This window comes from Salmonella sp. JXY0409-18 (assembly GCF_020268625.1).
Lineage (GTDB): Bacteria > Pseudomonadota > Gammaproteobacteria > Enterobacterales > Enterobacteriaceae > Salmonella > Salmonella enterica.
On sequence record NZ_CP084216.1, the window covers coordinates 868,491 to 883,463 of the forward strand.

General features: G+C 53.2%; 8 protein-coding genes and 2 tRNA genes. 6 read left to right on the forward strand and 4 right to left on the reverse strand.

Annotated features, from left to right (window positions below; all coding sequences use genetic code 11):
- Positions 1–56: 56 nt before the first annotated feature.
- The 3 genes from ptrA to recD are packed head-to-tail and all read left to right on the forward strand — an operon-like array spanning position 57 to position 8,315.
- Positions 57–2,945: a pitrilysin gene (ptrA, locus tag LDB27_RS04195; RefSeq protein WP_001635456.1), complete on the forward strand. Its 2,889-nt coding sequence runs from the start codon at positions 57–59 to the stop codon at positions 2,943–2,945.
- Positions 2,938–6,483, forward strand: a complete 3,546-nt coding sequence (gene recB, locus LDB27_RS04200) for an exodeoxyribonuclease V subunit beta (protein ID WP_001000546.1) — start codon at positions 2,938–2,940, stop codon at positions 6,481–6,483. Before ptrA ends, recB begins: the two co-directional genes overlap by 8 nt.
- Positions 6,480–8,315, forward strand: a complete 1,836-nt coding sequence (recD, locus tag LDB27_RS04205; protein ID WP_000155138.1) for an exodeoxyribonuclease V subunit alpha — start codon at positions 6,480–6,482, stop codon at positions 8,313–8,315. Before recB ends, recD begins: the two co-directional genes overlap by 4 nt.
- Before the next feature lie 102 nt (positions 8,316–8,417).
- Here the strand turns inward: recD and argA are convergent, their stop codons facing one another.
- Positions 8,418–9,749, reverse strand: a complete 1,332-nt coding sequence (gene argA / locus LDB27_RS04210) for an amino-acid N-acetyltransferase (RefSeq protein ID WP_000588963.1) — start codon at positions 9,747–9,749, stop codon at positions 8,418–8,420.
- A 232-nt stretch (positions 9,750–9,981) separates the two neighbouring features.
- On the opposite strand from argA, the gene amiC reads away from it, so the two are divergent.
- A complete protein-coding gene (gene amiC / locus LDB27_RS04215; protein WP_000011919.1) occupies positions 9,982–11,235 on the forward strand; it encodes an N-acetylmuramoyl-L-alanine amidase AmiC in 1,254 nt (417 codons plus the stop codon).
- A gap of 109 nt (positions 11,236–11,344) precedes the next feature.
- Here amiC and LDB27_RS04220 read toward each other — a convergent pair.
- Positions 11,345–11,421: transfer RNA gene (locus LDB27_RS04220), tRNA-Met, on the reverse strand.
- A 29-nt stretch (positions 11,422–11,450) separates the two neighbouring features.
- Positions 11,451–11,527 (reverse strand) — tRNA-Met (locus tag LDB27_RS04225).
- 207 nt (positions 11,528–11,734) lie between these two features.
- On the opposite strand from LDB27_RS04225, the gene mltA reads away from it, so the two are divergent.
- Both mltA and tcdA read left to right on the forward strand, forming a co-directional pair.
- The gene (gene mltA, locus LDB27_RS04230) at positions 11,735–12,832 is read left to right on the forward strand and encodes a murein transglycosylase A (protein WP_000678621.1); all 1,098 of its coding nucleotides are present in this window, start codon (positions 11,735–11,737) and stop codon (positions 12,830–12,832) included.
- Between the two features lie 109 nt (positions 12,833–12,941).
- Entirely contained in the window at positions 12,942–13,748 is an 807-nt protein-coding gene (gene tcdA / locus LDB27_RS04235) for a tRNA cyclic N6-threonylcarbamoyladenosine(37) synthase TcdA (RefSeq protein ID WP_000117742.1), read from the forward strand.
- 51 nt (positions 13,749–13,799) lie between these two features.
- On the opposite strand, the gene rarD is transcribed toward tcdA, so the two are convergent.
- Positions 13,800–14,687 (reverse strand): EamA family transporter RarD, encoded by an 888-nt coding sequence (rarD, locus tag LDB27_RS04240; RefSeq protein WP_077906266.1) that lies wholly within the window; start codon positions 14,685–14,687, stop codon positions 13,800–13,802.
- Positions 14,688–14,973: the final 286 nt, after the last annotated feature.

Genomic DNA, 14,973 nt, shown 5'->3' on the forward strand with positions numbered 1-14,973 from the left:
TGGTTTACGTGACCATACAGATGAGTGGGAATGAAAGTTAATGATGAGGTCCGTGAATGCCCCGCAGCACCTGGTTCAAAGCGTTATTGTTATTGGTCGCCCTCTGGGGGCCTGCAGTTCAGGCGGATATCGGTTGGCAACCGCTGCAAGAAACTATCCGTAAAAGCGATAAAGATACCCGGCAGTATCAGGCGATACGTCTTGATAATGACATGGTGGTGTTGCTGGTATCCGATCCGCAGGCTGTAAAGTCGCTTTCAGCGTTAGTGGTGCCCGTTGGATCGCTTGAAGATCCTGAGGCTCATCAGGGGCTTGCTCATTATCTTGAGCATATGTGCCTGATGGGGTCAAAAAAATATCCGCAGGCGGATAGCCTTGCCGAATACCTTAAAAGACATGGCGGTAGCCACAACGCCAGCACCGCGCCTTATCGAACAGCCTTCTACCTGGAGGTTGAAAACGACGCGCTTCCAGGCGCCGTAGATCGCCTGGCCGACGCTATTGCCGCGCCATTGCTTGATAAAAAGTATGCCGAACGCGAACGAAACGCGGTGAATGCCGAGCTGACGATGGCGCGTACCCGCGACGGTATGCGTATGGCGCAGGTAAGCGCCGAAACCATTAACCCGGCGCATCCAGGCTCGCACTTTTCTGGCGGCAATCTGGAAACGTTAAGCGATAAGCCGGGCAATCCGGTGCAACAGGCGTTGATCGCTTTTCATGAAAAATACTATTCATCTAATCTGATGAAGGCGGTGATTTACAGTAATAAACCCTTGCCGGAACTGGCGCGTATTGCCGCCGCAACCTATGGTCGCGTGCCGAATAAACAGATTAAAAAACCGGAAATTAACGTACCTGTCATCACCGAGGCGCAGAAGGGCATCATTATTCATTACGTGCCGGCGCTACCGCGTAAAGTGTTGCGCGTGGAGTTTCGTATTGATAACAATAGCGCGCAGTTCCGCAGCAAGACCGATGAACTGGTCTCTTATCTGATTGGCAATCGTAGCCCGGGGACGCTCTCTGACTGGCTGCAAAAACAAGGACTGGTCGAAGGTATTAGCGCGGATTCCGATCCGATTGTTAATGGTAACAGCGGCGTATTTGCCATTTCGGCAACGCTGACTGATAAAGGTTTGGCCAATCGTGATGAAGTCGTCGCAGCTATCTTTAGCTATCTCAATACGTTACGTGAAAAAGGGATAGATAAACGTTACTTTGACGAGCTGGCGCATGTGCTGGATCTCGACTTCCGCTATCCGTCGATTACCCGCGATATGGACTATGTCGAATGGCTGGCGGACACTATGATCCGCGTCCCGGTAGCGCATACGCTGGATGCGGCGAATATCGCCGATCGTTACGATCCTGCCGCTATCAAAAATCGCCTGGCGATGATGACGCCGCAGAATGCGCGCATCTGGTACATTAGTCCCCAGGAACCCCATAATAAGATTGCGTATTTTGTGGATGCGCCTTATCAGGTCGATAAGATTAGCGAACAGACGTTTAAAAACTGGCAGCAAAAAGCACAGGGCATTGCGTTGTCGCTGCCGGAGTTAAACCCCTATATTCCTGATGATTTTACGCTTGTTAAGAATGATAAAAACTACGTGCGGCCAGAACTGATTGTCGATAAAGCGGATTTGCGCGTGGTTTATGCGCCGAGTCGTTATTTCGCCAGCGAGCCAAAAGCTGACGTGAGCGTGGTATTGCGTAATCCGCAGGCGATGGACAGCGCCCGCAATCAGGTACTGTTCGCCCTTAATGATTATCTGGCGGGAATGGCGCTCGATCAGCTCAGCAACCAGGCGGCAGTGGGCGGCATTAGCTTTTCTACTAACGCCAACAATGGTCTGATGGTCACTGCGAACGGTTATACCCAGCGTTTGCCGCAGCTTTTCCTGGCGTTGCTGGAAGGATATTTTAGCTACGACGCCACGGAAGAACAGCTGGCGCAGGCGAAATCCTGGTATACGCAGATGATGGATTCTGCGGAGAAGGGAAAAGCCTACGAGCAGGCGATTATGCCGGTGCAGATGATTTCGCAGGTGCCTTATTTTTCCCGTGATGAACGTCGCGCTTTGCTGCCGTCCATTACGTTGAAAGAGGTAATGGCCTATCGTAATGCGTTAAAAACGGGCGCTCGTCCGGAATTTCTGGTTATAGGGAATATGAGCGAAGCCCAGGCGACCTCTCTGGCGCAAGATGTTCAAAAACAGCTCGCGGCGAACGGATCGGCGTGGTGTCGCAACAAAGACGTGGTGGTTGAGAAAAAGCAGTCCGTAATATTTGAAAAAGCGGGCAGTAGTACCGACTCCGCGTTAGCAGCGGTCTTTGTCCCGGTCGGCTACGACGAGTACGTCAGCGCCGCCTACAGCGCGATGTTAGGTCAGATTGTTCAACCGTGGTTTTACAATCAGCTACGAACCGAAGAGCAACTGGGATACGCCGTTTTCGCCTTTCCGATGAGCGTTGGCCGTCAGTGGGGAATGGGATTCCTGCTACAGAGCAACGATAAACAGCCCTCTTACCTGTGGCAACGCTATCAGGCATTTTTCCCTGACGCCGAGGCGAAGCTGAGGGCGATGAAGCCGGAAGAGTTCGCCCAAATTCAGCAGGCGATCATTACGCAAATGCGCCAGGCGCCGCAAACGTTGGGCGAAGAAGCATCCCGTTTAAGCAAGGATTTCGATCGGGGTAATATGCGCTTTGACTCGCGTGATAAAATCATCGCTCAGATAAAATTGCTGACGCCACAAAAGCTTGCCGACTTCTTCCACCAGGCGGTGGTGGAACCACAAGGTATGGCAATATTGTCACAGATTGCCGGTAGCCAGAATGGAAAAGCAGAATACGTGCATCCGACAGGCTGGAAAGTGTGGGATAACGTCAGCGCATTGCAGCAAACGTTACCTCTAATGAGCGAAAAGAATGAATGATGTCGCCGAGACTCTTGATCCTCTGCGCTTGCCCCTGACAGGCGAGCGTCTGATTGAAGCATCAGCGGGCACAGGCAAAACGTTTACTATCGCGGCGCTGTATCTGCGGTTATTGCTCGGTCTGGGCGGCAGTGCCGCATTTCCCCGTCCGTTGACCGTTGAAGAACTGCTGGTGGTAACCTTTACGGAGGCCGCCACTGAAGAGCTGCGTGGGCGAATTCGCAGTAATATCCATGAGTTGCGCATCGCCTGTCTGCGAGAAAGCACGGATAATCCGCTGTATGCCCGCTTGCTGGAAGAAATTAGCGACAAAAAGCAGGCCGCGCAGTGGTTATTACTGGCGGAACGACAAATGGATGAGGCCGCGGTTTTTACCATCCACGGTTTTTGCCAGCGTATGCTCAGCCTGAACGCTTTCGAATCCGGTATGTTGTTTGAGCAACAGCTTATTGAAGACGAATCTTTGTTGCGTTATCAGGCCTGCGCCGATTTCTGGCGGCGTCATTGCTATCCGCTGCCGCGCGACATCGCGCAGGTGGTGTTTGACGTATGGAAGGGGCCGAAGGCGCTCTTAAAGGATATCGATCGTTATCTGCAGGGCGAAGCGCCGGTCATTAAAGCGCCGCCATCGCAGGAGGAGACGCTGGCATCGCGTCATGAACAGATCCTGGCGCGCATCAACCAGGTGAAGCAGCAGTGGTGTGAGGCGGTTAGCGAGCTGGACGCGCTAATCGAATCATCCGGCATCGATCGCAGAAAATTCAACCGCGGCAATCAGGCGAAATGGATCGAAAAGATCACCGCGTGGGCGCAAGAAGAGACCAAAAATTATCAATTACCCGAGGCGTTGGGAAAATTTTCACAGCGTTTTTTAGCTGAGCGCACCAAAGCTGGCGGCGTGACGCCCCAGCACCCATTGTTTGTCGCCATTGATAACCTGTTGGGCGAACCGCTATCGATTAAAGATCTGGTTCTTACCCGAGCGCTCTCAGAGATCCGTGAAACGGTGGCTCAGGAAAAACGACGGCGCGGCGAGCTGGGGTTTGACGATATGCTCAGCCGTTTAGATACCGCGCTGCGTAGTGAAAGCGGCGAGGCGCTGGCTACGGCGATTCGTACCCGTTTTCCGGTGGCGATGATCGATGAATTTCAGGATACCGACCCACAACAGTACCGTATTTTTCGCCGTATCTGGCGACATCAACCCGATACGGCGCTATTGCTGATTGGCGATCCTAAGCAGGCGATTTATGCGTTTCGTGGCGCGGATATCTTTACCTACATGAAGGCTCGCAGCGAAGTGAGCGCGCACTATACGCTTGACACTAACTGGCGCTCCGCGCCGGGGATGGTGAATAGCGTTAACAAGCTGTTCAGTCAGATGAACGACGCCTTTATGTTCCGCGATATTCCCTTCAGTCCGGTAAAGTTTGCGCCCAGAAACCAGTCGCTGCAATTTAAAGTGAATGACGCGCCTCAACCGGCGATGACCCTGTGGCTAATGGAGGGGGAAAGCTGCGGTTCGGGCGATTATCAAAGTTATATGGCGCAGGTGTGCGCCACGCAAATTCGCGACTGGCTGCGCGCCGGACAAACGGGCGACGCGCTGCTGACGAATGGCGATTCGTCGCGGCCCGTTCGCGCCTCGGATATCAGCGTGCTGGTGCGCAGCAGGCGTGAGGCCGCGCTGATACGGGATGCGCTGACCTTACTGGCGATCCCCTCCGTCTATCTTTCTAACCGCGACAGCGTATTCGAAACGCTCGAAGCGCAGGAAATGCTGTGGGTGTTGCAGGCGGTGATGGCGCCCGAACGTGAGAATACGCTACGTAGCGCTCTGGCGACATCAATGATGGGCCTTACCGCGCTGGATATCGAAACGCTTAACAATGATGAAAATGCGTGGGATGCGGTTGTCGAAGAGTTTGATGGCTACCGGCAGATTTGGCATAAACGCGGCGTGATGCCTATGCTGCGCGCGCTAATGTCGGCGCGCAATATTGCTGAAAACCTGTTGGCGACAGCGGGAGGCGAACGTCGGCTGACGGATATTCTGCATATTAGCGAACTGTTACAGGAAGCCGGTTCGCAGCTGGAAAGCGAACATGCGCTGGTGCGTTGGCTGGCGCAACATATCCTTGAACCCGATAGCAATGCTTCCAGCCAGCAACTACGTCTGGAAAGCGATAAGCATCTGGTGCAAATCGTCACCATTCATAAATCGAAAGGTCTGGAATACCCGCTGGTCTGGTTACCTTTTATCACCCATTTCCGCGTGCAGGACCAGGCTTTTTATCACGACAGGCACTCCTATGAGGCGGTGCTGGACCTTAGTCACGCCGAAGAGAGCATAGCACTGGCGGAAGCCGAACGCCTGGCGGAAGACCTGCGCCTACTTTATGTCGCGCTGACCCGTGCAGTGTGGCATTGCAGCCTCGGCGTCGCGCCGCTGGTGCGGCGTCGCAGCGATAAGAAAGGCGAGACGGATGTGCACCAAAGCGCGCTTGGGCGACTCCTGCAAAAAGGCGAACCGATGGATGCCGCAGGCCTTCGCGCCTGTATTGAGGCGCTATGCGACGAGGATATCGTGTGTCGAACGCCAGGCAATACGGATAACGACCGCTGGCAAATTTCCGCTGCATCGCACGCGGAACTCAGCGCCAGAACGCTGCAACGTCTGCTTTATGATAGCTGGCGCGTCACCAGTTATTCCGGTTTGCAGCAGCGGGGACATAGCGTGGCGCAAGATCTTATTCCTCGTCTCGACATTGACGCCGCAGGCGTTGGCGAAGCGGCGGAAGCGCCGACAATGACGCCGCATCACTTTCCTCGCGGGGCATCGCCGGGAACATTTTTGCACAGCCTGTTTGAAGAGCTTGATTTTACTCAACCGATAGACCCCCAATGGGTACAGGAAAAACTGGAGCTGAGTGGTTTTGAAACGCGATGGGAGCCCGTACTTACCCGCTGGCTGGACACCGTGTTGCATGTTCCCCTTAACGAGACGGGCGTTAGTCTGAGCGTGCTGACCGGGCGTGAAAAACAGGTCGAAATGGAGTTTTATCTGCCGATTGCCCAGCCGCTTACCGCCGGAGAGCTGGATGCGTTGATTCGTCGATACGACCCGCTTTCAGCAGGTTGCCCTGCGCTGGATTTTATGCAGGTTCGCGGCATGTTAAAGGGCTTTATCGACCTGGTGTTCCGTTATGAGGGGCGCTATTACCTGCTCGACTATAAATCTAACTGGCTGGGCGAGGATAGCGCCGCTTATACCCAGACGGCGATGGCTGCGGCGATGCAGGCGCATCGCTATGATTTGCAGTACCAGCTTTATACGCTGGCATTGCACCGTTACCTTCGTCATCGAATGGCGAATTACGACTATGAACGCCATTTCGGCGGCGTCATCTATCTCTTTTTACGCGGGGTGGATAGCGAACGTCCGCAGCAGGGTATTTTTACCACTCGCCCTGCGGCGGCGTTAATTAACCAACTGGATGATATGTTTGCAGGTGAAATGAGTGAGGAGGCGCAATGACAATCCAGGAGCGGTTGCTGGAGGCCGTTGAACAAAAACTCTTACGGCCCATTGATGCCCAGTTTGCTTTAACCGTCGCCGGTAACGACGATCCCGCCGTGACGCTGGCGGCAGCGCTGCTTAGTCATGACGCAGGTGAAGGTCACGTGTGTCTGCCGTTGTCGCGTTTAACGTTAACGGAGGAGGCGCATCCCTTACTGGTCGCCTGGATAAGCGAAACGGCTACGCCAATCGACTGGAAAAAGCGGTTATTGGCGTCTGCGGCGGTTAGCTGCGGCGATAGCCCCGCGCCGTTAATTCTGTGCGGCGATCGTCTCTACCTGAATCGCATGTGGTGCAACGAGCGTACGGTTGCGCGCTTTTTTAACGAGGTTAACCAGGCCATCGCCGTAGATGAAGATCAGTTATCCCGTATTCTGGACGCGCTATTCCCTCCGACAGACGAGGTGAACTGGCAAAAGGTGGCCGCCGCCGTAGCGCTAACTCGCCGTATCTCCGTGATTTCAGGCGGTCCCGGTACCGGTAAAACCACCACCGTCGCGAAGCTGCTGGCGGCATTAATTCAAATGGCGGATGGCGAACGTTGCCGTATCCGGCTGGCGGCACCGACCGGGAAAGCGGCCGCACGCCTGACGGAGTCGCTCGGCGCGGCGTTGCGTCAGCTTCCTCTTACCGATGCGCAGAAAAAGCGTATACCGGAGGACGCCAGTACGCTGCACCGACTGCTGGGCGCACAGCCCGGCAGCCAGCGATTACGCCATCATGCGGGCAACCCGCTGCATCTGGACGTGCTGGTGGTCGATGAAGCATCAATGATTGATTTGCCGATGATGTCACGTTTGATTGACGCTCTGCCGCCGCACGGGCGGGTCATTTTTCTTGGCGATCGCGATCAGTTGGCATCCGTTGAGGCGGGTGCTGTGTTGGGCGATATTTGCGCCTATGTCAACGCAGGGTTTACGGCGGAACGCGCCCGACAGCTAAGTCGACTAACAGGGAGCGCCATTCCGGCGGGGGCCGGAACGCAAGCCGCGTCTTTACGCGATAGCCTCTGTTTGTTGCAAAAGAGCTATCGTTTCGGCAGCGATTCTGGCATCGGCAAGCTGGCGGCGGCGATTAACTGCGGCGACAGGTCGGCAATCCAGGCTGTTTTTCAGCAGGGGTTTAGCGATATAGAGAAGCGTACATTGCAAAGCAGCGACGATTATGCCGGGATGCTGGATGAAGCGCTGGCGGGCTATGGTCGCTACCTGCGGTTGCTGCATGAAAAAGCAACGCCGGAGGCAATCCTTCAGGCTTTCAATGAGTATCAACTGCTTTGCGCGCTGCGCGAAGGCCCATTTGGCGTGAGGGGACTGAATGACCGCATTGAGCAGGCGATGGTGCAGCAACGAAAAATTCAGCGGCATCCGCACTCTCGCTGGTATGAAGGGCGTCCGGTAATGATTGCGCGCAACGATAGCGCGTTGGGGCTATTTAACGGCGATATTGGTATTGCGCTCGATCGCGGGCAGGGGTTACGCGTCTGGTTTGTGATGCCGGACGGCACGATCAAGTCCGTTCAGCCCAGCCGTCTGCCGGAACATGATACAACCTGGGCGATGACGGTACATAAATCACAGGGGTCTGAATTTGATCACGCCGCGCTGATTTTACCCAGCCAGCGTTCGCCGGTCGTGACGCGGGAGCTGGTGTATACCGCTGTTACGCGGGCGCGGCGGCGGTTATCGCTGTATGCCGATGAACGGATCCTGGCAAGCGCGATTGTGACGCGTACGGAGCGGCGCAGCGGATTAGCCACCTTATTTGATGAAGTCAGTCGTACCGGATAAGACGAGTTCTCGCCGGATGGTGACGCGTAGCGTCTTATCCGGCCTCCAAATGATGCTTTCGAGCGTAGGCCTGATAAGCGCAGCGCCATCAGTCCCCTCTTGTTATCCTAAATCCGCCATCAGCACCTTTGAACGTCGCTGATAGTTATACATTTTTTTCTTGCTCTCAGGCAGTAACTCAATATCGACAGGCGTGAAACCGCGTTCCTGGAACCAGTGAATACTGCGCGTCGTCAGCACAAACAATTTACTCAGCCCCATTTGCCGCGCCTGGGCGGCAACCCGCTCCAGAAGCACTTCTCCACGCGATGAGCTGCGATAATCCGGATGCACCGCAACGCAGGCCATTTCGCCTATTTTCTCTTCCACAAAAGGATACAGCGCCGCGCAGGCGATAGTCATATTATCGCGCTGAATAATGGTAAATTTATCGATCTCCATCTCCAGTTGTTCACGGGAACGGCGTACCAGAATGCCCTGCTGTTCCAGTGGGCGGATAAGCTCCAGAATACCGCCAATATCGTTGATGGTGGCGCGGCGGATCTGCTCGGCGCTCTCCATGACGATCTGCGTACCGATACCATCACGCGAGAACAATTCCTGTAATAGCGAGCCATCTTCCTGATAGCTGATCAGATGGCAACGACGGACGCCGCTACGACAGGCTTTTACCGCGCCGCGCAAAAAACGTACGGTTCCGGAGTTGTAATCGCCCAGCGCTTCCAACTCTTCCACCCGCGCCTGCGCTTCATTCGGGAAGAGTTCAGAAATGATGCCGCCCTCGCTATTGGTAACGCCCTGAGAAGAACAGAAACCGATCATTTTTTCCGCTTTCAGTTTAACGGCGAGTTGAGTGGCAATCTCTTCTGAGGTCAGATTAAAACTTTCGCCGGTCACTGAGACGGCGACCGGCCCCATCAGAACGATCGCGCCGTTATCCAACTGGCGGTTGATCGCATCTTCATCAATGCGCCGGATACGGCCGCTATGACAGTAGTCCACGCCATCATCAACGCCCAGCGGCTGCGCAATGGTGAAATTGCCGCTGACGACATTAATGTGCGCGCCCTGCAACGGCGTATTGTTCAGACTCATCGACAGACGGGCGGTAATATCGAGCTGGAGTAAACCGGCGGCCTGTTTCACCAGCTCCAGTGCTTTGGCGTCCGTCACCCGCGTGTTTTTGTGGTAAATCGGTTCATGATGATGCGCGGCCAGATTGGCGTCGATTTGCGGTCGCGCGCCATACACCACGACAAGGCGAATACCGAGGCTATGCAGTAGCCCGATATCGCTAACGATGCTGGAAAAATTGTCATGCTCAATGGCTTCGCCGCCGAGCATAATGACAAAGGTTTTTCCGCGATGGGTGTTGATATAGGGAACTGAATGGCGAAACCCTTCTACCAGTTCGGTTTTACGTTCCTTTATCATTGCGCGCCCCACTAGTGAATTATTATTCGAAATTAGTGTATTTTTATTCTGTTTTTGCCCTCTGTGCAAGCGTAAATTTTATGCGGTCCGATCGCTTTTCTTAGTAATGCCGTGAATATAAAAAGAATGTTTACCCTTTTATAGATGACAGATTATGCGTCATTCGCTAAAGTTTCCGGTCAATTTGGATGAACTTTGTATGATCTCTATTTAGTTTTTGCTCGGGAGAAGCATGTCGGGAGCCAATTCAGCAATCAGCCGTCGCCGTTTACTACAAGGCGCGGGCGCCATGTGGCTATTAAGCGTGAGCCAGGTCGGGCTGGCTGCCGTAAGCCAGGTCGTTGCGGTGCGTATCTGGCCTGCGTCCAGCTATACCCGCGTCACGGTAGAGTCGAATCGTCTGCTGAAATATAAACAATTTGCCTTAAGTAACCCGGACCGCGTGGTGGTAGATATTGAGGATGTGAATCTGAACTCGGTGCTTAAAGGCATTGGCGCGCAGATTCGCAGCGACGATCCGTATATCAAATCCGCAAGGGTAGGGCAGTTTGATCCTAAGACTGTGCGTATGGTCTTTGAGCTAAAACAAAACGTGAAGCCGCAGCTATTTGCGCTGGCGCCTGTGGCAGGCTTTAAAGAACGTCTGGTGATGGATCTTTATCCTGCCAATGCGCAGGATATGCAGGATCCGCTGCTGGCGCTGCTGGAAGACTACAATAAAGGCGATCTGGATAAACAGGTGCCGCCTTCGCAAAGCGGGCCGCAGCCCGGTAAAGCGGGGCGCGACCGCCCCATTGTTATTATGCTTGATCCGGGACACGGCGGCGAAGACCCCGGCGCGATAGGCAAATACAAAACGCGTGAAAAAGACGTGGTGCTCCAGATAGCCCGCCGCCTGCGCGCGTTAATCGAAAAAGAAGGCAACATGAAGGTCTATATGACGCGCAATGAAGACATCTTCATTCCGTTAAAAGTCCGGGTGGCGAAAGCGCAGAAACAGCGCGCCGACCTGTTTGTCTCTATTCATGCGGATGCCTTCACCAGCCGGCAGCCTAGCGGTTCATCCGTATTCGCGCTATCGACCAAAGGCGCCACCAGTACCGCGGCGAAATATCTGGCGCAAACGCAGAACGCCTCGGACTTAATTGGCGGCGTGAGCAAAAGCGGTGACCGTTATGTCGACCATACGATGTTCGATATGGTGCAATCGCTGACCATTGCCGATAGTTTGAAATTCGGTAAAGCGGTGTTGAAGCAGCTTGGTAAAATTAATGACCTGCATAAAAACAAGGTCGAGCAGGCGGGGTTTGCGGTGTTAAAGGCGCCCGATATTCCGTCTATTCTGGTCGAGACGGCGTTTATCAGTAACATTGAAGAAGAACGCAAGCTCAAGACCGCGACGTTCCAGCAACAGGTCGCAGAGTCGATTCTGGCGGGCATTAAAGCGTATTTTGCCGATGGGGCGACGCTGGCGAGAAGAAGTTAACCTGAGATGACGGCGAGTTTATTGCGCGGGTAAGTAGGATGCTGCCCGCACTGTCGTTGCGGACCAGACGACAGATACAAAAAAACACCCGTAAGGGTGTTCATTAAGTTGGTTGCGGGGGCCGGATTTGAACCGACGACCTTCGGGTTATGAGCCCGACGAGCTACCAGGCTGCTCCACCCCGCGTCCGTCTAAACTTGCATTCTCATTGTAATTGGTTGCGGGGGCCGGATTTGAACCGACGACCTTCGGGTTATGAGCCCGACGAGCTACCAGGCTGCTCCACCCCGCGTCCGTGGATGCGCACTATACTCCGCTGAGCTTTTGTTGCAACCCTTTTTTCATATAAATCGCTAATTTCTCATGAATTGCGCAAATACACCGCAGATAGCGCGATTTTTAAACGAATTTACATAATGAGATCGCGATCGCATTTCATTACTTCGGACGGTTTGTTATCTTCACCGGGCACTTTCGATTACGCAGAAGACGAGACACCATGAAAGGACGTTGGGCAAAATATGTGGCGACAGGCGTAATGCTGGCAATGCTGGCTGCCTGTTCATCAAAACCGACCGATCGCGGTCAGCAATATAAGGACGGGAAATTTACCCAGCCCTTCTCCCTGGTAAACCAGCCGGACGCGGTGGGCGCGCCGATTAATGCTGGTGACTTTGCCGAGCAGGTCGACCAGATCCGTTCCGCGTCGCCACGTTTATACACCAATCAAAGCAACGTCTATAACGCTGTCCAGAACTGGTTACGTTCCGGAGGCGATACGCGCACTATGCGCCAGTTTGGTATCGATGCCTGGCAGATGGAAGGCACCGACAACTACGGTAACGTCCAGTTCACGGGCTACTATACGCCCGTCGTTCAGGCTCGCCATACGCGGCAGGGCGCGTTCCAGTACCCTATCTATAGTATGCCGCCAAAACGCGGACGCTTACCGTCCCGCGCTCAGATCTACGCAGGCGCGCTGAGCGATAAGTACATCCTGGCCTGGAGTAATTCGCTGATGGATAACTTTATTATGGATGTCCAGGGCAGCGGTTATATTGATTTCGGTGATGGTAGTCCGCTGAACTTCTTTAGTTATGCTGGTAAAAACGGCTGGCCTTATCGCAGTATTGGTAAAGTACTTATCGATCGCGGTGAAGTGAAAAAAGAAGATATGTCGATGCAGGCTATACGCGAATGGGGAGAGAAGCACAGCGAAGCGGAAGTGCGTGAATTACTGGAGCAGAACCCGTCGTTCGTCTTCTTTAAGCCGCAATCTTTTGCGCCGGTCAAAGGCGCCAGCGCTGTACCGCTGATTGGGCGAGCATCCGTCGCCTCCGACCGCAGCATCATTCCGCCTGGCACGACCTTGTTGGCGGAAGTACCGTTGCTGGATAACAACGGTAAATTTAGCGGTCAGTATGAGCTACGTTTGATGGTCGCACTGGATGTCGGCGGAGCGATTAAAGGCCAGCACTTTGATATTTACCAGGGGATTGGCCCGGATGCCGGGCATCGTGCCGGATGGTATAATCACTATGGTCGCGTCTGGGTGTTAAAAAGCGCGCCGGGCGCCGGTAACGTGTTTAGCGGCTGATTGTGGTATTCTGCGACAACCGGATTGCCCGATAACGCGATCGCTATCGGGCCTGAAAATAGTGAGCAGGGGTGAGGAATAACCTCACCTTTTTTTATTCTGAGGTCATATGTCAGTGGTGATAAGTGATGCCTGGCGCCAACGCTTTGGCGGCACCGCGCGTCTGTATGGTGAAAAAGCGCTGCAGCGGTTTGCTGAGGCGCATATCTGCGTCGTAGGAATCGGCGGGGTGGGATCATGGGCGGCAGAGGCGCTGGCGCGTACGGGCATCGGCGCGATTACGCTGATTGATATGGACGATGTCTGCGTGACCAATACGAACCGTCAGATCCATGCGTTGCGTGATAACGTCGGGTTGGCGAAAGCGGAAGTGATGGCCGAACGGATTCGTCAAATTAACCCGGAGTGCCGGGTAACGGTTATCGATGATTTCATCACGCCGGATAATGTGGCGGGTTATATGGACGCGGGTTTTACCTATGTCATTGACGCCATTGACAGCGTTCGTCCAAAAGCCGCGCTGATTGCGTACTGTCGCCGATATAAGGTTCCTTTAGTGACCACTGGCGGCGCAGGCGGGCAGATCGATCCGACGCAAATCCAGGTCGCTGATTTGGCGAAAACCATCCAGGATCCGCTGGCGGCAAAACTGCGTGAGAGATTGAAACATAATTTTGGCGTAGTGAAGAACAGTAAAGGTAAACTGGGCGTGGACTGCGTTTTTTCCACTGAAGCGCTGGTTTACCCACAGGCGGACGGTTCCGTATGCGCGATGAAAGCTACCGCAGAAGGGCCAAAACGGATGGATTGCGCCTCTGGCTTCGGCGCGGCGACGATGGTGACGGCAACGTTCGGTTTTGTCGCCGTTTCCCATGCGCTGAAGAAGATCATGGCTAAAGCGGCGCGACAAGAATAAAAGGACGGGGCGGAGTGTCACGCAGACGCGTATCCGGCCCTGCGCCCTTTGTTAGCGAAAGAAGCGCTGTACCCTGCCGAACACCGGTTTCAGACGGGCGCGGAGATAATGGGAATATAAATTTTCAGATATGCATAGAAACAACCCGAACCATACTGCACAAAAGCAGAGCAGTTCCGCGTAATTAATGTGCTCGCCAAATATCATAATGGCAAGTAAGAACTGTAAAGACGGCTCTATATATTGCGCCAGTCCGGTGACAATCAACGAGGTATGATTTAACGCGATGGCAAATAATACCAGTGGAATGATTGTCACTGGCGCCGTCATAACATACAAAAAGAAAGGAGTATTAGCGGATATAATTGGCCCGCTATCGCTAAAGATAAAAATTAATAGTGAGACAGGCAATGCCCATAATGTTTCAATCGTTATCGATGTCATCACATCATAATGTATAAACTTTCGTGCCAGGCCATATAGCGCAAATGATAATCCCATGGTTAGCGCCAGCGCCGGGAAATGCCGTAGCATGATAATTTGAAAAGTCAGGCCACAAACACCGGAAAAAACGGCGATGGCCTGAAACAACGACAGTTTTTCTTTAAGAAAAATGCATCCCAGCGCAATAACAAATAGCGGGTTGATAAAATAGCCGAGGCTGGCATCAAGCACCAGATGATGGGTTAGCGCATAAATAAAAGATGACCATGAGACAATCATTAAAAGTCCGGCGATCATGCAGAAGAAAAAAGATTTTTTATCTTTCCAGGCATCATGAAATCGCGTTCGCTGCCGAAATAACAATCTTACTGCCAGTAATAATGGAATTGACCAGAACACCCGGTATATCAATATTTGTGCGAGATTTCCCCCTGATAAATATTGATAATATAAAGGTGTTAACCCCCATAATATAAATGCCAGTACCACAAACATGGTACCGCTACGCAGATATTTTTCCACTTATCCATATCCTGTTATAACTTCACCCGATGCGTATGAATTTTCCAGTTCTCCTGCTACGCTACATCAAGTGGCTTTATTTACTCTAAAATCTTCACGCCGTTTTAACATGGATTCTAACATTGTAATTTCATTGTGATAGCTGATAAAAATCAAAAGAATGTTTATCAGGGAAATCTGATGCAGAAACTAATAAAGTGACTGGATTATTTTATCTGCATCGCCTGACCGCCGCGGACGGCGCTGTCAGGCGACAGAA

Bases quoted from the DNA above. Each gene is read 5' to 3' on its own strand.
- recB (WP_001000546.1), top strand. From the start codon at position 2,938: ATGAATGATGTCGCCGAGACTCTTGATCCTCTGCGCTTGCCCCTGACA.
- recD (WP_000155138.1), top strand. From the start codon at position 6,480: ATGACAATCCAGGAGCGGTTGCTGGAGGCCGTTGAACAAAAACTCTTA.
- mltA (WP_000678621.1), top strand. From the start codon at position 11,735: ATGAAAGGACGTTGGGCAAAATATGTGGCGACAGGCGTAATGCTGGCA.
- rarD (WP_077906266.1), bottom strand. From the start codon at position 14,687: ATGTTTGTGGTACTGGCATTTATATTATGGGGGTTAACACCTTTATAT.
- ptrA (WP_001635456.1), top strand. From the start codon at position 57: ATGCCCCGCAGCACCTGGTTCAAAGCGTTATTGTTATTGGTCGCCCTC.
- argA (WP_000588963.1), bottom strand. From the start codon at position 9,749: ATGATAAAGGAACGTAAAACCGAACTGGTAGAAGGGTTTCGCCATTCA.
- tcdA (WP_000117742.1), top strand. From the start codon at position 12,942: ATGTCAGTGGTGATAAGTGATGCCTGGCGCCAACGCTTTGGCGGCACC.
- amiC (WP_000011919.1), top strand. From the start codon at position 9,982: ATGTCGGGAGCCAATTCAGCAATCAGCCGTCGCCGTTTACTACAAGGC.